Source organism: Pseudomonas sp. FSO-7, assembly GCF_059579345.1.
In genome coordinates this window covers 6441226-6456081 of record NZ_CM184193.1, presented here as the reverse complement: position 1 = coordinate 6456081, position 14856 = coordinate 6441226, and the positions used below count along the sequence as shown (strand labels likewise).

At 63.2% G+C, this 14856-nt stretch carries 13 protein-coding genes; 3 read left to right on the top strand and 10 right to left on the bottom strand.

The genetic code is table 11. The annotated features are described in order from the left end of the window. Nucleotides 1–156: 156 nt before the first annotated feature. The 10 genes from tssH to tssA form a co-directional block, all read right to left on the bottom strand. Nucleotides 157–2835, bottom strand: a complete 2679-nt coding sequence (tssH, locus tag AC515T_RS28470) for a type VI secretion system ATPase TssH (RefSeq protein WP_496530850.1) — start codon at nt 2833–2835, stop codon at nt 157–159. Beyond that, a complete protein-coding gene (gene tssG, locus AC515T_RS28465; RefSeq protein ID WP_060740015.1) occupies nt 2828–3880 on the bottom strand; it encodes a type VI secretion system baseplate subunit TssG in 1053 nt (350 codons plus the stop codon). The genes tssH and tssG overlap by 8 nt, the downstream gene beginning before the upstream one ends. Continuing rightward, nucleotides 3844–5703: a type VI secretion system baseplate subunit TssF gene (gene tssF, locus AC515T_RS28460; RefSeq protein WP_496530849.1), complete on the bottom strand. Its 1860-nt coding sequence runs from the start codon at nt 5701–5703 to the stop codon at nt 3844–3846. The genes tssG and tssF overlap by 37 nt, the downstream gene beginning before the upstream one ends. Beyond that, nucleotides 5700–6212 (bottom strand): type VI secretion system baseplate subunit TssE, encoded by a 513-nt coding sequence (tssE, locus tag AC515T_RS28455; RefSeq protein ID WP_496530848.1) that lies wholly within the window; start codon nt 6210–6212, stop codon nt 5700–5702. The genes tssF and tssE overlap by 4 nt, the downstream gene beginning before the upstream one ends. Then, the gene (locus tag AC515T_RS28450) at nt 6206–6646 is read right to left on the bottom strand and encodes a hypothetical protein (RefSeq protein WP_496530847.1); all 441 of its coding nucleotides are present in this window, start codon (nt 6644–6646) and stop codon (nt 6206–6208) included. Before AC515T_RS28450 ends, tssE begins: the two co-directional genes overlap by 7 nt. Next, nucleotides 6643–7083, bottom strand: a complete 441-nt coding sequence (locus AC515T_RS28445) for a type VI secretion system amidase effector protein Tae4 (RefSeq protein ID WP_122567586.1) — start codon at nt 7081–7083, stop codon at nt 6643–6645. Before AC515T_RS28445 ends, AC515T_RS28450 begins: the two co-directional genes overlap by 4 nt. Nucleotides 7084–7164: 81 nt before the next feature. Further along, the gene (locus AC515T_RS28440) at nt 7165–7653 is read right to left on the bottom strand and encodes an Hcp family type VI secretion system effector (RefSeq protein ID WP_135847808.1); all 489 of its coding nucleotides are present in this window, start codon (nt 7651–7653) and stop codon (nt 7165–7167) included. A gap of 223 nt (nt 7654–7876) precedes the next feature. Continuing rightward, nucleotides 7877–9373, bottom strand: coding sequence for a type VI secretion system contractile sheath large subunit (gene tssC, locus AC515T_RS28435; protein ID WP_496530846.1), 1497 nt, complete (start codon nt 9371–9373; stop codon nt 7877–7879). Nucleotides 9374–9375: 2 nt separating this feature from the next. Further along, on the bottom strand, nt 9376–9882 hold the full coding sequence (gene tssB / locus AC515T_RS28430; RefSeq protein ID WP_003177230.1) for a type VI secretion system contractile sheath small subunit: 507 nt from the start codon (nt 9880–9882) through the stop codon (nt 9376–9378). A gap of 81 nt (nt 9883–9963) precedes the next feature. After that, entirely contained in the window at nt 9964–11001 is a 1038-nt protein-coding gene (gene tssA, locus AC515T_RS28425; protein WP_496530845.1) for a type VI secretion system protein TssA, read from the bottom strand. Nucleotides 11002–11418: 417 nt separating this feature from the next. Between tssA and tagH the strand changes: the two genes are divergently transcribed. The 3 genes from tagH to tssK all read left to right on the top strand — a co-directional run bounded on the left by tagH (nt 11419) and on the right by tssK (nt 14856). Then, nucleotides 11419–12930 carry a type VI secretion system-associated FHA domain protein TagH gene (gene tagH, locus AC515T_RS28420; RefSeq protein WP_496530844.1) on the top strand — a complete coding sequence of 504 codons (1512 nt, stop codon included), beginning with the start codon at nt 11419–11421 and terminating at the stop codon, nt 12928–12930. Between the two features lie 68 nt (nt 12931–12998). After that, entirely contained in the window at nt 12999–13505 is a 507-nt protein-coding gene (tssJ, locus tag AC515T_RS28415) for a type VI secretion system lipoprotein TssJ (protein WP_307572802.1), read from the top strand. Between the two features lie 16 nt (nt 13506–13521). Beyond that, nucleotides 13522–14856 carry a type VI secretion system baseplate subunit TssK gene (gene tssK, locus AC515T_RS28410; protein ID WP_496530843.1) on the top strand — a complete coding sequence of 445 codons (1335 nt, stop codon included), beginning with the start codon at nt 13522–13524 and terminating at the stop codon, nt 14854–14856.

Genomic DNA, 14856 nt, shown 5'->3' with positions numbered 1-14856 from the left:
TGTAATGGCTGAAGGAACGCAACCCCACTGTGGAAGATGCCACTGTGGGAGCGAGCTTGCTCGCGATGGCGGCGTATCAGTCAACATTGATGTTGAATGAACTTGCGCTATCGCGAGCAAGCTCGCTCCCACAGGGTTGTACGGTGTTCCTTACCGTCAGGCCGCGTCGCTGAAATCGTACTGCAATTCGTTATCCACGGCACTGATCCGCACGCTGGCCAAGGCCTTGCCTTCGAGCATGCGGGTCAGGAACTCGCGGCTCATGTCCGGCAGCAGGCTGTTGGTCAGGATGGTGTCGATCATGCGCCCGCCGCTTTCGGTTTCGGTGCAACGCGAGACGATCAGGTCGACCACCGCGTCGTCGTAGTCGAAGGCCACTTTGTGGGTGCTCTCCACGCGCTTCTTGATGCGGTTGAGTTGCAGGCGGGTGATGGCCTTGAGCATCTCGTCGCTGAGCGGGTAGTACGGAATCGTCACCAGGCGGCCGAGCAGGGCCGGCGGGAAAATCTCCAGCAACGGCTGGCGCAGGGCCTTGGCGATTTCTTCCGGCTCGGGCACGTTCTGCGGGGCCTTGCAGACCTGGGCGATCAACTCGGTGCCGGCGTTGGTGGTCAGCAGGATCAAGGTGTTCTTGAAGTCGATCACCCGGCCTTCGCCGTCTTCCATCACGCCTTTGTCGAACACCTGGAAGAAGATCTCATGCACGTCCGGGTGGGCTTTTTCCACCTCGTCCAGCAACACCACGCTGTACGGTTTGCGCCGCACGGCTTCGGTCAGCACGCCGCCTTCGCCGTAGCCGATGTAGCCCGGTGGCGCGCCCTTGAGGGTCGACACGGTGTGGGCTTCCTGGAACTCGCTCATGTTGATGGTGATGACGTTCTGCTCGCCGCCATACATGGCTTCGGCCAGGGCCAGGGCGGTTTCGGTCTTGCCCACGCCGGAGGTGCCGGCGAGCATGAACACGCCAATCGGCTTGCTCGGGTTGTCGAGGCCGGCGCGGGAGGTCTGGATGCGCTTGGCGATCATCTGCAAGGCATGGTCCTGGCCGATGATGCGTTTTTTCAGGTGCTGGTCGAGGTTGAGCACGGTTTCCAGTTCGTTGCGGGCCATGCGGCCCACCGGGATACCGGTCCAGTCGGCGACCACCGAGGCCACGGCCTGGTAATCCACGGTCGGCAGGATCAGCGGGTTTTCACCTTGCAGGGCGGTCAGGCGCTGTTGCAGGTCCACCAGTTTCTCGCGCAGCTCGTGGCTGGTCTCGCTGCCATCCTCGCTGTCCACCACGCCGACGCGCTCGCGCAGGGTGGCGCGGGCGGCGAGCAGTTCGTCCACCAGGGTCTTCTCTTCGGCCCAGCGGCTTTCCAGTTCGGCCAGGCGCTCGCGTTCGGCGCTCAGCAGGTTTTCGCTGTGGGTCTGGCGAGTGCCGATGACCACGCCAATCGCGTGCTCACGGGCGATGATTTGCAGCTCGGTTTCCAGCGCTTCGATGCGCCGACGGCTGTCGTCCACTTCGGCCGGCACGGCGTGCAGGCTGATGGCGACGCGGGCGCAGGCGGTGTCCAGCAGGCTCACGGATTTGTCCGGCAACTGGCGCGCGGGAATGTAGCGGTGGGACAGCTTGACCGAGGCTTCCAGGGCTTCGTCGAGGATCTGCACCTGGTGGTGTTTTTCCATGGTCGAGGCCACGCCGCGCATCATCAGCAGGGCCTTGTCTTCCGACGGCTCGGCCACTTGCACCACTTGGAAACGGCGGGTCAGGGCCGGGTCTTTTTCGATGTGCTTCTTGTACTCGGCCCAGGTGGTGGCGGCCACGGTACGCAAGGTGCCGCGGGCCAGGGCTGGTTTGAGCAGGTTGGCCGCGTCGCCCGTGCCGGCGGCGCCACCGGCACCCACCAGGGTGTGGGCTTCGTCGATGAACAGGATGATCGGCTTGGGCGAGGCCTGGACGTCTTCGATGACCTGGCGCAGGCGCTGTTCGAATTCGCCTTTCATGCTCGCGCCGGCCTGCAACAGGCCCACGTCGAGGCTGCGCAGTTCCACGTCCTTGAGGGACGGCGGCACGTCGCCGGCGACGATGCGCAGGGCAAAGCCTTCGACCACGGCGGTCTTGCCCACGCCGGCTTCACCGGTGAGGATCGGGTTGTTCTGCCGGCGGCGCATGAGGATGTCCACCAGTTGGCGGATCTCTTCGTCACGGCCGACGATGGGGTCGAGCTTGCCGCTGCGGGCCTGCTCGGTGAGGTCGACGGTAAAGCGCTTGAGGGCTTCCTGCTTGCCCATGGCGCTGGGGGCCATGGCGCCGCTGGCTTCGCCCGGCACGGCGCCGGCATTGAAGCCGTCGCTGGCGGTCAGGGCGTTTTCCGGCGAGTCGCCGACGTATTCGTCAAACCGCTCGCTCAGGGCTTCGACCTTGACCTTGTCGAACTCCGACGACAGGCCCAGCAGCGCGTGGCGCAGGCTCGGGGTCTTGAGGATGCCCAGCACCAGGTAACCGGTGCGCACCTGGCTTTCGCCGAACATCAGGCTGCCGTAGACCCAGCCGCGTTCCACGGCTTCTTCGACGTGGGAGGACAGGTCGGTGATCGACGTCGAACCCCGTGGCAGGCGGTCCAGGGCTTCGGTCAGGTCACGGGCCAGGCGCGCCGGCTCGATGTTGAACTGGCGGATGATGCGGTGCAGGTCCGAGTCCTGCAGTTGCAGCAACTGGTGAAACCAGTGGGCCAGTTCCACATAAGGGTTACCGCGCAACTTGCAGAACACGGTGGCGGCTTCGATGGCTTTGTAGGCCACGCTGTTGAGTTTGCCGAACAACGCGGCGCGACTGATTTCACCCATGCTCATGGCTCCTTGAGGTCTGTGAGGTGTTGGCCTGTTCGGCGTAATGCCGGGCCAGTATTAAATCGTTGGCATCTGTTTCGGGGCGGCCCAGCCAGGTATTGAACCCCAGGCGGAAACGACCATTGAGCTGCAGTGCCGGGACTTCGGGCTGCTCCAGGACCAGGTTCAGGTCCCAGTCCAGCTCGTGGCCCAGGTATTCGGCGACCCAGGCCACCAGCTCGTTGAACGGTTGGCTGCCGGGCAGCATGCCCATGTAGTCAACGAGCTTGAGTGGCCCCAGGCGAATGCGGAATTTGTGCTGGCGATCCCACACGAAACGGCCCAGGCAGAAGTCCACGCCCAATTGGTGAGCGCTGACCCCGACGCGGCTGCGTTCGGGCAGTTCCAGCCATTGGCCGACGTATTCTTCGATCTCCACCGGCAAGCCGAAGTACTCGCTGAGGATCGCCTTCAAGCCGTCCGGGTAGCGGGTTTGCGCCGACAGGTGGCCGCTGTAGTGCAGCTTCGCCGTGTCGGGAATCAGCCCCTGGTTGAGCAGGCTCGGCATGCCCCGGCCGCTGAGGGCCGCCAGGCGCGCCGACCAATAGTCGTCGTCCGGGCGGTCATGGCTGACCGTCGGCCGCGCTTCGGCCCAGGCCCGGTAGAACAGGCTGAGCAGGCGATGGTGAAACACATCGAGGAAGCGCTTGCTGGTGCTGTCGGCGTTGTTGCGCTGGCGTTCGCGCACGTACTCGGTGATGTGCAGCGGCATCGGGCCGTTGGGGCCGCCGAGGCCGAAGAAGAATTGCTCCAGGCGCGCCGGTGTACCGTCGCCGCCCGGTTGCACCGAGGCGAGGGTGGCCGGGGCGAAGGTGCAGTCGGCCTGTTGCCCGAGGCGCAGCGGGTCATCGGCCAGGCGCAGGGAATGGCCCAGGCGCGGCAGCTCGGGGGATTCGCACTCGATGCGCCGCAACGCCTGGAAGAAGTCGTATTCCCAGGGTTCCTGGTGCATCGCCTCCAGGGTACTCACAGGGTCGGACGACGTCCGGGCTTGGCTTTCCATCGCATGATCTCGCCGCGTTCGGTGGTACGGATCACCGTCTCGGTAAAACTGTTGATCGACACGTAGCGTGCCAGGAAGCGCTCGAACACCGCACCGAGCAGGAACACCCCGGTGCCGCGAAACGCGTTTTCATCGAATTCCAGGGTGATCTCCAGGCCCCGACCGAACACGATCGGGCCGGGCATCGGCAAGCGCCGGGTGCAGGCCTTGCTGCTGACTTCGCGCAGGCCTTCGATCTGCAATTGCAGCGCCGCGTCGTTGCTGTCGCCGTACAGGCGCAGCAGTTCCCGCAGGGCGGCGGCGCCTTGGCCTTGTTCGCTCAACGACAAGTAGTTCAGCGACAACTGGCTGATCAGCCGCCAGGCCTTGGCATCGTGGGCATGGCTGGCCCGTGGGCGACTGGGACCTGCCACGCAGCGCACGGCGCCAACCGGGGCACTGTCGGCCAGGGTGAAGTCGGTCTTGCCGTTGCCCACGCTCATGAACAGCGGCAGGTCGCGGTTGGTGCACAGCGCGGTCACGCCCAGTTGGCGCAGGTCATGCCGGTACGGCGCTTGCTGGCTGTCCACCAGGCTGACGAAGGTTTCGCTGCCGATGTAGGTCGAGCGCGGGCCGTTGCGCCGTTGGTCGCTGGACAGCACGCGCGGCTCACGCCGTACGGTGTAGTAGGCCTGGTCGCGGCCGTAGCGGGACGGATCGCGCACGGCGTAAAACGGTAAAAACGGCTGCTCCGGTCCGGTGCCGTGGCCGGTGAGGCCGCTCAGCGAATGCACTTCGAAATCCATCGGTCGGGTGCGGTCAGCGATCACGTGGTGTTCGTTGACCCGCTCCGACAAGTGAATGCGATCCAGGCGCTTGGGAAACAGGTTGATGGCCGGGGTGCAGAACGGCAGGAACTGCGATGCACCGACGCTGCCTTCCAGGCTCGGGTCGTGACGGTCGAACAGCACGATCAACTCCAGTTCCTGGCCGTCGCAGCGTTTGACCGCGCGGCTCAACTGGGTGAAATCGACAAACAGGAAGCGGTGGGGCAGGGCGAAGTATTCCTGCAACAGGCGATAGCCCTGGAAGGCCCGCGACACCACCGGCAGCGCAGCGTCGGCATCGTCGAAACCCCGCGAGCGCAACGCATCCTGGGGCAGGCGCTCCACCCAGTCGCCGCCGGGCTTGCGGGCGAACACCGCGCAGGCGTTGCCCAGCAGCTGTTCGTAGAGGCGGAAGGGTTGTTCGTCGGCGCCGCTCAAGTACAGCGGCAGGTTGTCCAGGGCCAGGCTGTTGAACGGCAGCTCGGCGCCGGTGCGCAGTGTGATGCGCAGCCCGGCCTTGGCCTTGGGTTCGCTGGCGGCCAGGCGCCCGAGCACGGCGGACGGGTTGCCGAAGTATTCGGCCTGGCTGACCTGCAACGGCCACAACGTCACCGCGTGGGCGGTGCGGTACTCGCAGCAGGTCTGGGTTTCGCGACCCAGGGCGGCGCGCAGGACGGTATCGCGGGGCAGCGGGAAACCACTGCTCAGCGAGCCTTCGTCCGGGTCGGCCTGCATTTGCACCACGGTCATCGACGGTGTCGGCGCCAGGTAATGCGGGTAGGCGATTTCCAGCAGGTTGTGGGTGAAGGTCGGGTACTCGGCATCGAGCTTGAGCTGCACCCGCGCCGTCAGGTAGGCGAAGCCTTCCAGCAGGCGCTCGACATACGGGTCGGCGCAGTCCATGCCGGACAACGTCAGCCGACTGGCGATCTTGGGGTATTCCTTGGCGAACTCCGCCGCGCTTTCGCGCACGTGGTGCAGTTCCTGGTTGTACAGCTCCAGCAGGCGCGGGTTCATGGGCGTCTCCGCTGGTCGGCGTTGACCACGCGCACGTGGCCGGTTTCCAGGTCCAGGTCGGTTTGCAGCATCAGACGCAACGGAACGGGTTGGGCCCAGAGGTCGCCTTCGATCTCGAAACTCAAGGCGTTGTGGTTCATCTCGGCCGTCGCCCGGGCCCGAACCCGCAGGGTGTGACGCAGGATGCGCGGTTCGAAGGTGGCAATGGCCTGGTGGATCAAGGTTTCCAGGGCCGAGACATCGACGTTCGACGCGCTGTTGCCGGCCAGCGCCGGCAGGCCGAAATTCACCACCGAGGTGCCCGCCGGGATATGCAGCGTGGCATCGGCGTCGAGCAATGACGTGGTGTTGAGCAGCCACGCCAGGTCACGCAGCACCGAGGCTTTCAACTGGGTGAGCGACAGCACGCGCTTGTCGGCGCTTTCCTTGGGGTTGGTCGGATCGTCGTCGGTCAACCGGTCCAGCAGGGACGGTTGCAGGCGATCGCGGGTGGCGATTTCGGTTACCACGTAAAAAGGGCCACAAAGTTTTTCTGATCAAGGGCGCCGGCCATGCAACGGCCGCCACCGGCCACAATCGATGCCTCCAGCCGGCCTTCGATTTGTCTGATGGCTTGGTATTGAGAGCGACATTCAGTGCTGGGCGCCGGTTCTGGTTCGAAATGCTGCACGATGATGATCAAGGCGTTGTTAAAACGCTCGACGCGTGGCAAGCCTTTACGGTCGACGCTCAAGTGGCAGGGCCACGGCATGTCCAGCGTGAGCAGGCTTTGGTCTGGTTTGCGCAAGGCACAACGTTGACCGTGGTTTTCCAGGGTCAGGGTCTGGCCGGCGAGATCGACCTGAACGCTTTGTGCAGCCGCAGGGTCGGTCTGTTCGGCGCAAGCGCTCAGGCTTAGGAAAAGACTGCTCGACAACGCCGCCAGCAGCGCTCGTTTGATCATGGCAGCTCCCAAAACCAGACTTGCTTTGAGCGATGAGCCTGATCGGCGAAGTCGCCGGTGACTCTGCCGCGATTCCATAGGTCGATATGGTCGCCGGTACGGGCTTCTTCGGATTGCCCGAGCCGTGCAAAACAGTCCTTGAAGAAAATGATTCCTGTCTTCTGATTGAGTGTGCGGCGGTCCTCGGCGCTTCCGGTCAGAATCGTTGGACGACCCAGATGATGACGCCAAAGCCAGCTGGCCAACGACTCGGCGCCCCGAGCATGTTCGTGTGCACACTTGGGTTCGCTGTAAGTCGACTTGTTGACCTTGATCGTCTGTTCCGCATTGAGCGTGATGCTCATCCGGATAGCGCACTGATTATCCCAAGGCCCGTCACAGGGTGTGGAGGTGGTGGGATAGCTGTTCCACAAATTGATAAACGAAGGCTTGGCCATGACTCAGATACCACGTGGGAAAAGGTTGGATTCGAGCAAGCACCAAACACCCCCGGCGCGTGGCACCGGGGGCGTGTTCGATTACACCTTGACGTTCTGACGGATGTTCCAGCCGAACTTGACCGGGCCGCCTTCCTTGGTGCCGTCGGCTTTCTGCGGCTGGTAGTCCACCAGCACCTTGGCGAAGTTCAGGGTGACGTTTTCGGTCAGGCGATCATCGCTGCCCGAGCCGCCGGTGCTCAGGGAAGTGACCAGCACTTCTTCCAGGTTGATGATCATGTACTCGACCTGGCTTTCACCGCCGGCCTTGCGCACGGTCAGCTTGACCTTGTCGATGTGCTTGCCGCTGGCGCAGTGCATCATCAGGTTTGGCGACGCCTTGTCGACGTACTTGGTCAGGGACAGGTCCTGGACGTTGACCTTGCCCGCACCACCGCCGCTGCCCACGTGCATGTTGCCGGACTGGGACATGCCCCAGCTCCAGTTCAGGACATCGATCTCGTCCTTGTGGGCCTTGTCCATGGACTCGCCCTTGATGTCGCCGATCTTGATGAAAATATCAACAGCCATGTTTTCTCCCTGTGTGGTTTCTAACCACATTGTTTGGTTGACGCTGACCTTGCGAAATTACTGCCGTTGAACGCTACGAAGGCGATCTCCAATTCACTGAAGACCCCCTGTGGGAGCGAGCTTGCTCGCGATAGCGGAGTGTCAGGCATGCTGATGACAACTGATCCACCGTCATCGCGAGCAAGCTCGCTCCCACATTGGCCTTGTACCGTTCAGTAAAGCTTTACGCGCCCTTGGCCGAAGGTAGTTTCGATACCAGGCGCAGCGACACGGTCAGCCCTTCGAGCTGGTAGTGCGGGCGCAGGTAGAACTTGGAGTTGTAGTACCCCGGGTTGCCTTCGACTTCTTCGACGATCACTTCGGCGGCAGCCAGTGGATGCTGGGCCTTGGTGGTCTCGGTGGAGTGCGCCGGGTCACCGTCGACGTAGTTGAGGATCCAGTCCTGTAACCAGCGCTGCATCTCGTCCTTCTCTTTGAAGGAGCCGATCTTGTCGCGCACGATGCACTTCAGGTAATGGGCGAAACGGCAAGTGGCGAACAGGTACGGCAGGCGTGCGGCCAGGTTGGCGTTGGCGGTGGCGTCCGGGTCGTCGTATTCGGCCGGTTTCTGCAGCGACTGGGCACCGATGAACGCGGCGAAGTCGGTGTTTTTCTTGTGCAGCAGCGGCATGAAACCGTTCTTCGCCAGCTCCGCTTCACGGCGGTCCGAGATGGCGATTTCGGTTGGGCACTTCATGTCCACGCCACCGTCGTCGGTCGGGAACGTGTGGGCCGGCAGGTTTTCCACTTCACCGCCAGATTCAACGCCACGGATGCGCGAGCACCAGCCGAAGTGTTTGAACGAACGGTTGATGTTCACCGCCATCGCGTAGGCGGCGTTGGCCCAGGTGTACTTGGAGCTGTCGGCGCCGTCGGTGTTTTCTTCGAAGGCGAAGGCTTCCACCGGGTCGGTCTTGGCGCCGTACGGCAGGCGCGCCAGGAAACGCGGCATGGTCAGGCCGATGTAGCGCGAGTCTTCCGATTCACGCAGCGAGCGCCAGCCGGCGTATTCCGGGGTGGTGAAGATCTTGGTCAGGTCGCGTGGATTCGACAGCTCCTGCCACGAGCCCATGCCCATCACAGTTGGCGATGCCGCAGCGATGAACGGCGAGTGCATGGCCGCGCAGACTTTCGACAGTTCGCCCAGCAGCTCGACATCCGGTGGCGACTGGTCGAAGTAGTAGTCGCCCACCAGGCAGCCGTAAGGCTCGCCGCCGAACTGGCCGTATTCTTCTTCGTACATCTTCTTGAAGAGCGGGCTCTGGTCCCACGCGGTGCCCTTGAATTTCTTCAGGGTCTTGTGCAGGTCGGTCTTGGAGATGTTGAGCACGCGGATCTTGAGCTGCTCATCGGTCTCGGTGTTGTTGACCAGGTAGTGCAGGCCACGCCAGGCGCTTTCCAGTTGCTGGAAGTCGGGGTGGTGGATGACCTGGTTGACCTGGGCGGTGAGCTTGGCGTCAATGGCGGCGATGATCGATTCGATCGACTTGATGGCGTCGTTGGACACCAGGTCGGTCTGCGCCAGGGCCTGCTCGGCCAGGGTGCGCACGGCCGTCTCGACGGCTTCGCGGGCACGCTCGGTCTTGGGTTTGAACTCTTGCAGCAGCAGGGACGCGAACTCGCTGGTTTCTTCGGTTGCGCCCAGGTTTTGCACGCCTTCGCGGGCTGTATTGTCAGTCATGATCATTGGTCCTGTGCTGGCTTCGGCGCGCTCGCCAGGGCCTGCAACAGCGCTGGGTCCTTGATCGCCTTCATGATGATTTCTTCGGCGCCGGTCTTGCCGTCCATGTAGGTCAGCAGGTTGGCCAACTGGGTGCGCGCTTCGAGCAGCTTGTTCAGCGAGTCGACCTTGCGGGCCACGGCCGCCGGGCTGAAGTCGTCCATGCTTTCGAACGTCAGGTCCAGGCTCAGGTTGCCTTCGCCGGTCAGTTCGTTAGGCACATGGAACGCCACGCGCGGCTGCATGGCCTTGAGGCGCGAGTCGAAATTGTCGACATCGATCTCGAGGAACTTGCGGTCGGCCACCGGTGCCAGAGGCTCGGCGGGCTTGCCGGCGAGGTCGGCCATGACGCCCATGACGAAGGGCAACTGGACCTTTTTCTCGGCGCCGTAGAGCTCGACGTCGTACTCGATCTGCACTCGAGGCGCGCGGTTGCGCGCGATGAATTTCTGAGAACTTTGCTTCGCCACGTTGCTGCTCCTGGTCGCTTGAGCGACGGTGTTGGCGTCATCGGGGGTGCCGGTGACGTGACTGCGTGATCCGCTCGCTTTTTATTCGCTGTCTGGGCCGCGCAGGTTTTCAAATTGACTCATGCCGTCGGGAATCAAGTTGCGCACAATGGCCGCGAAATCGGCATGCACCAGATTCTTGGCCCGGTTCAACAGCACCGGCAACGGGCTGGAGGGCTCATGACGGGTGTAGTAAGCGAGAATCCGGTCCAGGCTGCGCAGCACGTCGTCGCGGTTGTTGATGTCGCCGCTGACGGTGCTGTTGCTGGTGTGGCGCGGTGCGCTTGGCGCGCTGGCATATTCTGTTGTTGCGGCGCTGTCGTCGCTGACGGAATCGGGCTGGGCGCTGTCGCCACTTTGCGGGGCGAACTGGCCGAGAATCTGCAGGGCCATCTTCAGCGGTTGCTTCAACGGGCCGAGGTCCACGCCTTGGGCGGAACCGACCTGGTCGCTGACCTGCTGCTCGATGGCTTCGGCGGCACTGCGGGCTTCGAGCAGGGCGGCGCGGGTAATTTCCAACTGCTCGGGATCGCTGTCGAGCAGGGCCCCGGCGAGCTGTTCGGCGCCGAGGTTTTCATCCGGGAAACTTTGCAGGCCGCTGGCGTTGGCGGCGGCGCGCAGGCTGACGGCACCGAAGGTGCGCGAACGGGTCAGGATGCTTTCGCGCAGCAGGCGGATGGTGACATCGGACGTCAGGCCGGCGAGGGCATTGATGCGCACGGTAGGGTCGTTGTCGTCATCGGCGTCCAGGCGCGGATGCAGTTCGGCCCAGTATTGCTTGAGCAGCTCGCTGATCAGCGTCAGCACACGGGCCATGCCCGGCAGGCCTTCGAGGGCCAGGGAGCTTTGCATCAGGAAATGGGTGATGCGCAGGTCTTTGCTGCGCTGCAGCAGGTCCAGGCTCTGTTGCTGGATGCTGCGCCATTCCGGAGGTTCGGCAGGCAGGATCGAATCGCCCATGCTGCGCTCGGGTTGGCCCCGGGAGTCGCGTTCCAGGCGCAGGAAATCCGCGTCATATTCCAGGTCTTCACCGCACGGCGAAGTCGCGGAAACGGCGGCGAGCAACAAAGGCACATCCACTTGGATCGATCTCCCTATCACCCGCTTGATAGAAGTCGGGCAGTTCACACGCAAGTTTCGGATGAAACTTCACATGTTCCTTGACGGTAATGGCCCTTTAGATCCGAAATGATCTTAAAGTGCCATCATCTATATTCAAGAAGTTGTGCATTTTTGGTGTAGTACTTATCGCTTGTCAAGGTAAGCTATTTCACCAGTGTAGCCCCTCTGTAACAGTTGTGATGCGCTTAACAGCCTGCCCGACCTACCGGTCGAAGCGGCAACTGACGTGGGGTTTTTGTCACGCAAGCCGGTTATTATCAGCAATCATGCTGGCAAAAAGCCGTTCTGCGGTTGTTGGCAAGGTTGCCGGCGGGTCGTCAGGGTCTGAACCCCTCACGCCCGCCCGCGCGCGGAAGTATTCAGCAAGGAGGCAAGATGCCGCTGTGTTTGACTATCACTAGTTATCACAAAATTACCCCAGGCCAGTGTTCTGAAAAGTCCATGGACCAGGGGGTGATGGCAATTGGCCGTAATTCCGATAATGACTGGGTATTACCGGACCCTGAGCGCCTGGTTTCCGGAAAACATTGCGTTATCCAATACAAAGACGGGCGTTATTACTTGACCGATAACAGCACCAATGGTGTGGAATTGGTCAAGGCCGGCGTTCGCCTGCGCAAGGGCAACAGCGAACCCCTGCAAGACGGCGAAGTGATCCGCATCGGTGATTATGAAATCCAGGCCCGCGTCGATTTCAACCTGCCGGTCACCGACAGCAACCCGTTCGCCGAGTCGCCCAGCAGTTTCGAGGCCTTGATGGGCCAGCAGAGCGCCGCCGCGCATACGCCGTCGCCGATACAAGTGGCCTCGCCCGCGCATTTCCAGGGCGCATCGGCCATGGACACCCTGCCGGACCTGTTCGACTTCTTGGCCCCGAGCAGCGTCCCGCCGGCCACCCAGCCTGACCATGTTCCGGCTGAGCAACACAATTTCCGCCCGCCGACGCCGATTGCCCGGCCGAGCCCACCGCCCGCGGTCGAGCCAGTGATACCGCCGTCCGCCTCGGTGATTCCGGACGACTGGGACCCGTTCAGCGACAAGCCTGCGTCGGTGGCGGTTGCTCCGTTGCCCGTGGCCCCGCCGCCGGTGCCGCTACCGCCGGTGGTTGAACCTGTCGCGACGCCTGTTGCGCAGCCTCCGCTCGTCGACATCTTTGCTGAAATCAGTGCTCCGCCGCCGCCCGTGCGTGAAGCGTCGGTGACCCGCGTCGAGCCCCCGGTCGCACCTCCGGTTGCTCCGGTTGCTCCGGTTGCTCCGGTTGCGCCAGTCGCTCCAGCCGCCCCGATTGAGGCCAACCAACCCGACTTGCTGCAAGCCTTCCTGCGCGGTGCCGGGCTGGATCAGTTGCGCCTGGACAAGGCCCAGGCCGAAGCGCAGATGGAAAGCATCGGGCGCAGTTATCGGTTGATGGTCGAAGGCCTGATCGATGTCTTGCGCGCCCGCAGCAGCCTCAAGGGTGAGTTCCGCATCCAACAGACGATGATCCAGCCGGTGGAAAACAACCCGCTGAAATTCGCCCCCAATGTCGATGAAGCCCTGCTGTTGCTGTTGCGCCACGGCAACCAGGCGTTCATGGCCCCGGACGCGGCGGTGCGTGACAGTTTCGATGACTTGCGGGCCCACCAACTGGCGGTAATGGCCGGCGTGGAAGCGGCGATCAAGCACTTGCTGGGGCGCTTCGAACCGGCGCAACTGGAAGAACGCATGGCCAAGCCCGGCGGACTGTCGGGTATCTTCAGCGGCTCGCGACAGGCCCAGTACTGGCAGCAGTTTACCGAGCTCTATAGCAACATTTCCCGGGAAGCCCAGGAGGATTTCCAGGACCTGTTCGGTCGCGAGTTCAGTCGCGCCTACGAAGAACACAGCACACGACAGCGACGCCGTTGAGCGGCGCCGTCCTATAACAATACTGATAAGCCAACAACGGATAGCTCAAACGTCATTGAGGACGCAGGATGATTCCCAGGTTTTTACTCGCAGTCGCCACCGCGCTTCTGCTGACGGCGTGCGCCAAGGATGCGGCCAACCCCCAGCCCGAAGAAGCTGAGGCCGACACTGCCGCCGTCGAGCTGCATTTCCATGCCATTGCCGGCCTCAACCCCGGCGCCACCGGCCAGCCGGCCCCGGTCCGGGTGCGCATTTTCGAACTGAAAAATGCCGCGACCTTTGGCCGTTCCGATTATTTCGCCCTGGCCGAACGGGCCCAGGCCACGCTGGGCGCCGACCTGATCGACCAGGACGAGGTGCTGATCCAGCCCGGCCAGCAACTGAGCCTGCAACGCGACCTCGACCCGGCCACGCGGCACATCGGAATACTGGTGGGCTATCGCGAGCTGGACCAGTCGCTGTGGCGCACGGTGATGAACGTCCCGGCGCGCGAATACACCGAATACCAGATCAGCCTCGATGTGCGCGCCGTGCGCAGCGCCGTCGTCGTTCCCCCATCCAGCCCTGCCCAATAAGCAATCGGAGCCCCCCATGTCCTGGAACAATCGCGTGGTCTGGTCGGAAGGCATGTTCATTGGAACGCAGCACTTCCAACAGCACGACCGTTACCTGGAAAACCTTATCGACGCACGCAGCCGCCCATTGTCGGCCGGCGCCTGGGGTTTTTCCGAATTGCTGATCGACCAGGGCCTGCTGGCCCAGGGCAAGCTGGCGATCATCTCGGCGCGGGGCCTGTTGCCGGACGGTACGCCGTTCAATATTCCCCAGGATGACCTGGCGCCCACTCCCCTGAACGTCGATGACAACCTGCGCGATGGCCTGGTGTACCTGGCCTTGCCGCTCAAGCGCGCCGGCGCCCGCGACACTGTGGATGAAGGCGAAGACCTCGGTGCTGCGCGGTATGTGAGCCAGGTGTGCGAAGTGCGCGACGACAACGCGCCGTTCGAAAACCGTGCGCCAGTAGCCCTCGGCTCCCGGGCCCTGCGGTTGCTGACCGAGCAGGATGGCATTGGCGACTACGCCGCCGTCGGTGTGGTGCGCATCAAGGAAAAGCGCGCCGACCGTGCGTTGGTGCTCGACGACAACTACATCCCGCCGCTGCTGGATGTCATCGCTTCCAAGCCGTTGGCGGCGTTCCGCAGCGAACTGCTGGGCCTGTTGCATCAACGCGGCGAAGCCCTGGCCGGGCGGGTGGTGGCGTCCGGTGCCGGTGGCGCCTCGGAGATTGCCGACTTCATGCTGCTGCAATTGGTCAACCGCGCCCAGCCGCTGATTCAGCACCTGAGCCAATTGAGCCCGCTGCACCCCGAGCGCTTCTACAGCGAACTGGTGAGCCTGGCCGGAGAGTTTTCCACGTTCACCGCTTCCGGGCGACGACCGCAGCAATACCCGCCTTACCAGCACGATGACCTGGCGCTCAGCTACGCGCCGGTGATGCAGGCCCTGCGCGAAGCCCTGTCGATGCTGATCGACAGCAAGGCGACGCCGATTCCGATTGTCGAGAAAGCCTACGGCATCCACGTGGCGATGCTGGCCGACAAGACCCTGCTCGACAGCGCCAGTTTCATCCTGGTGGTGCGTGCCGATGTGCCGGCCGAAACCCTGCGCGGCCGCTTCGGCCAACAGAGCAAGGTCGGTTCGGTGGAGCACATCCGCGACCTGGTCAACCTGCAACTGCCGGGCATCGGCCTGCTGCCGTTGCCGGTGGCGCCACGGCAGTTGCCGTACCACGCCGGTTCCACCTACTACGAACTCGACCGGGGCAGCGACCACTGGCAACAGTTGAGCAACTCCGGCGGCTTTGCGTTCCACATCGCCGGCCAGTTCCCAGGGCTGAACCTGGCTTTCTGGGCGATCCGAGGATAA

What these genes read in the sequence shown, in the direction of transcription:
- tssH (WP_496530850.1), bottom strand. Translation starts at nt 2,835, where the DNA reads ATGGGTGAAATCAGTCGCGCCGCGTTGTTCGGCAAACTCAACAGCGTG.
- tssG (WP_060740015.1), bottom strand. Translation starts at nt 3,880, where the DNA reads ATGGAAAGCCAAGCCCGGACGTCGTCCGACCCTGTGAGTACCCTGGAG.
- tssF (WP_496530849.1), bottom strand. Translation starts at nt 5,703, where the DNA reads ATGAACCCGCGCCTGCTGGAGCTGTACAACCAGGAACTGCACCACGTG.
- AC515T_RS28450 (WP_496530847.1), bottom strand. Translation starts at nt 6,646, where the DNA reads ATGATCAAACGAGCGCTGCTGGCGGCGTTGTCGAGCAGTCTTTTCCTA.
- AC515T_RS28445 (WP_122567586.1), bottom strand. Translation starts at nt 7,083, where the DNA reads ATGGCCAAGCCTTCGTTTATCAATTTGTGGAACAGCTATCCCACCACC.
- AC515T_RS28440 (WP_135847808.1), bottom strand. Translation starts at nt 7,653, where the DNA reads ATGGCTGTTGATATTTTCATCAAGATCGGCGACATCAAGGGCGAGTCC.
- tssC (WP_496530846.1), bottom strand. Translation starts at nt 9,373, where the DNA reads ATGACTGACAATACAGCCCGCGAAGGCGTGCAAAACCTGGGCGCAACC.
- tagH (WP_496530844.1), top strand. Translation starts at nt 11,419, where the DNA reads ATGCCGCTGTGTTTGACTATCACTAGTTATCACAAAATTACCCCAGGC.
- tssJ (WP_307572802.1), top strand. Translation starts at nt 12,999, where the DNA reads ATGATTCCCAGGTTTTTACTCGCAGTCGCCACCGCGCTTCTGCTGACG.
- tssK (WP_496530843.1), top strand. Translation starts at nt 13,522, where the DNA reads ATGTCCTGGAACAATCGCGTGGTCTGGTCGGAAGGCATGTTCATTGGA.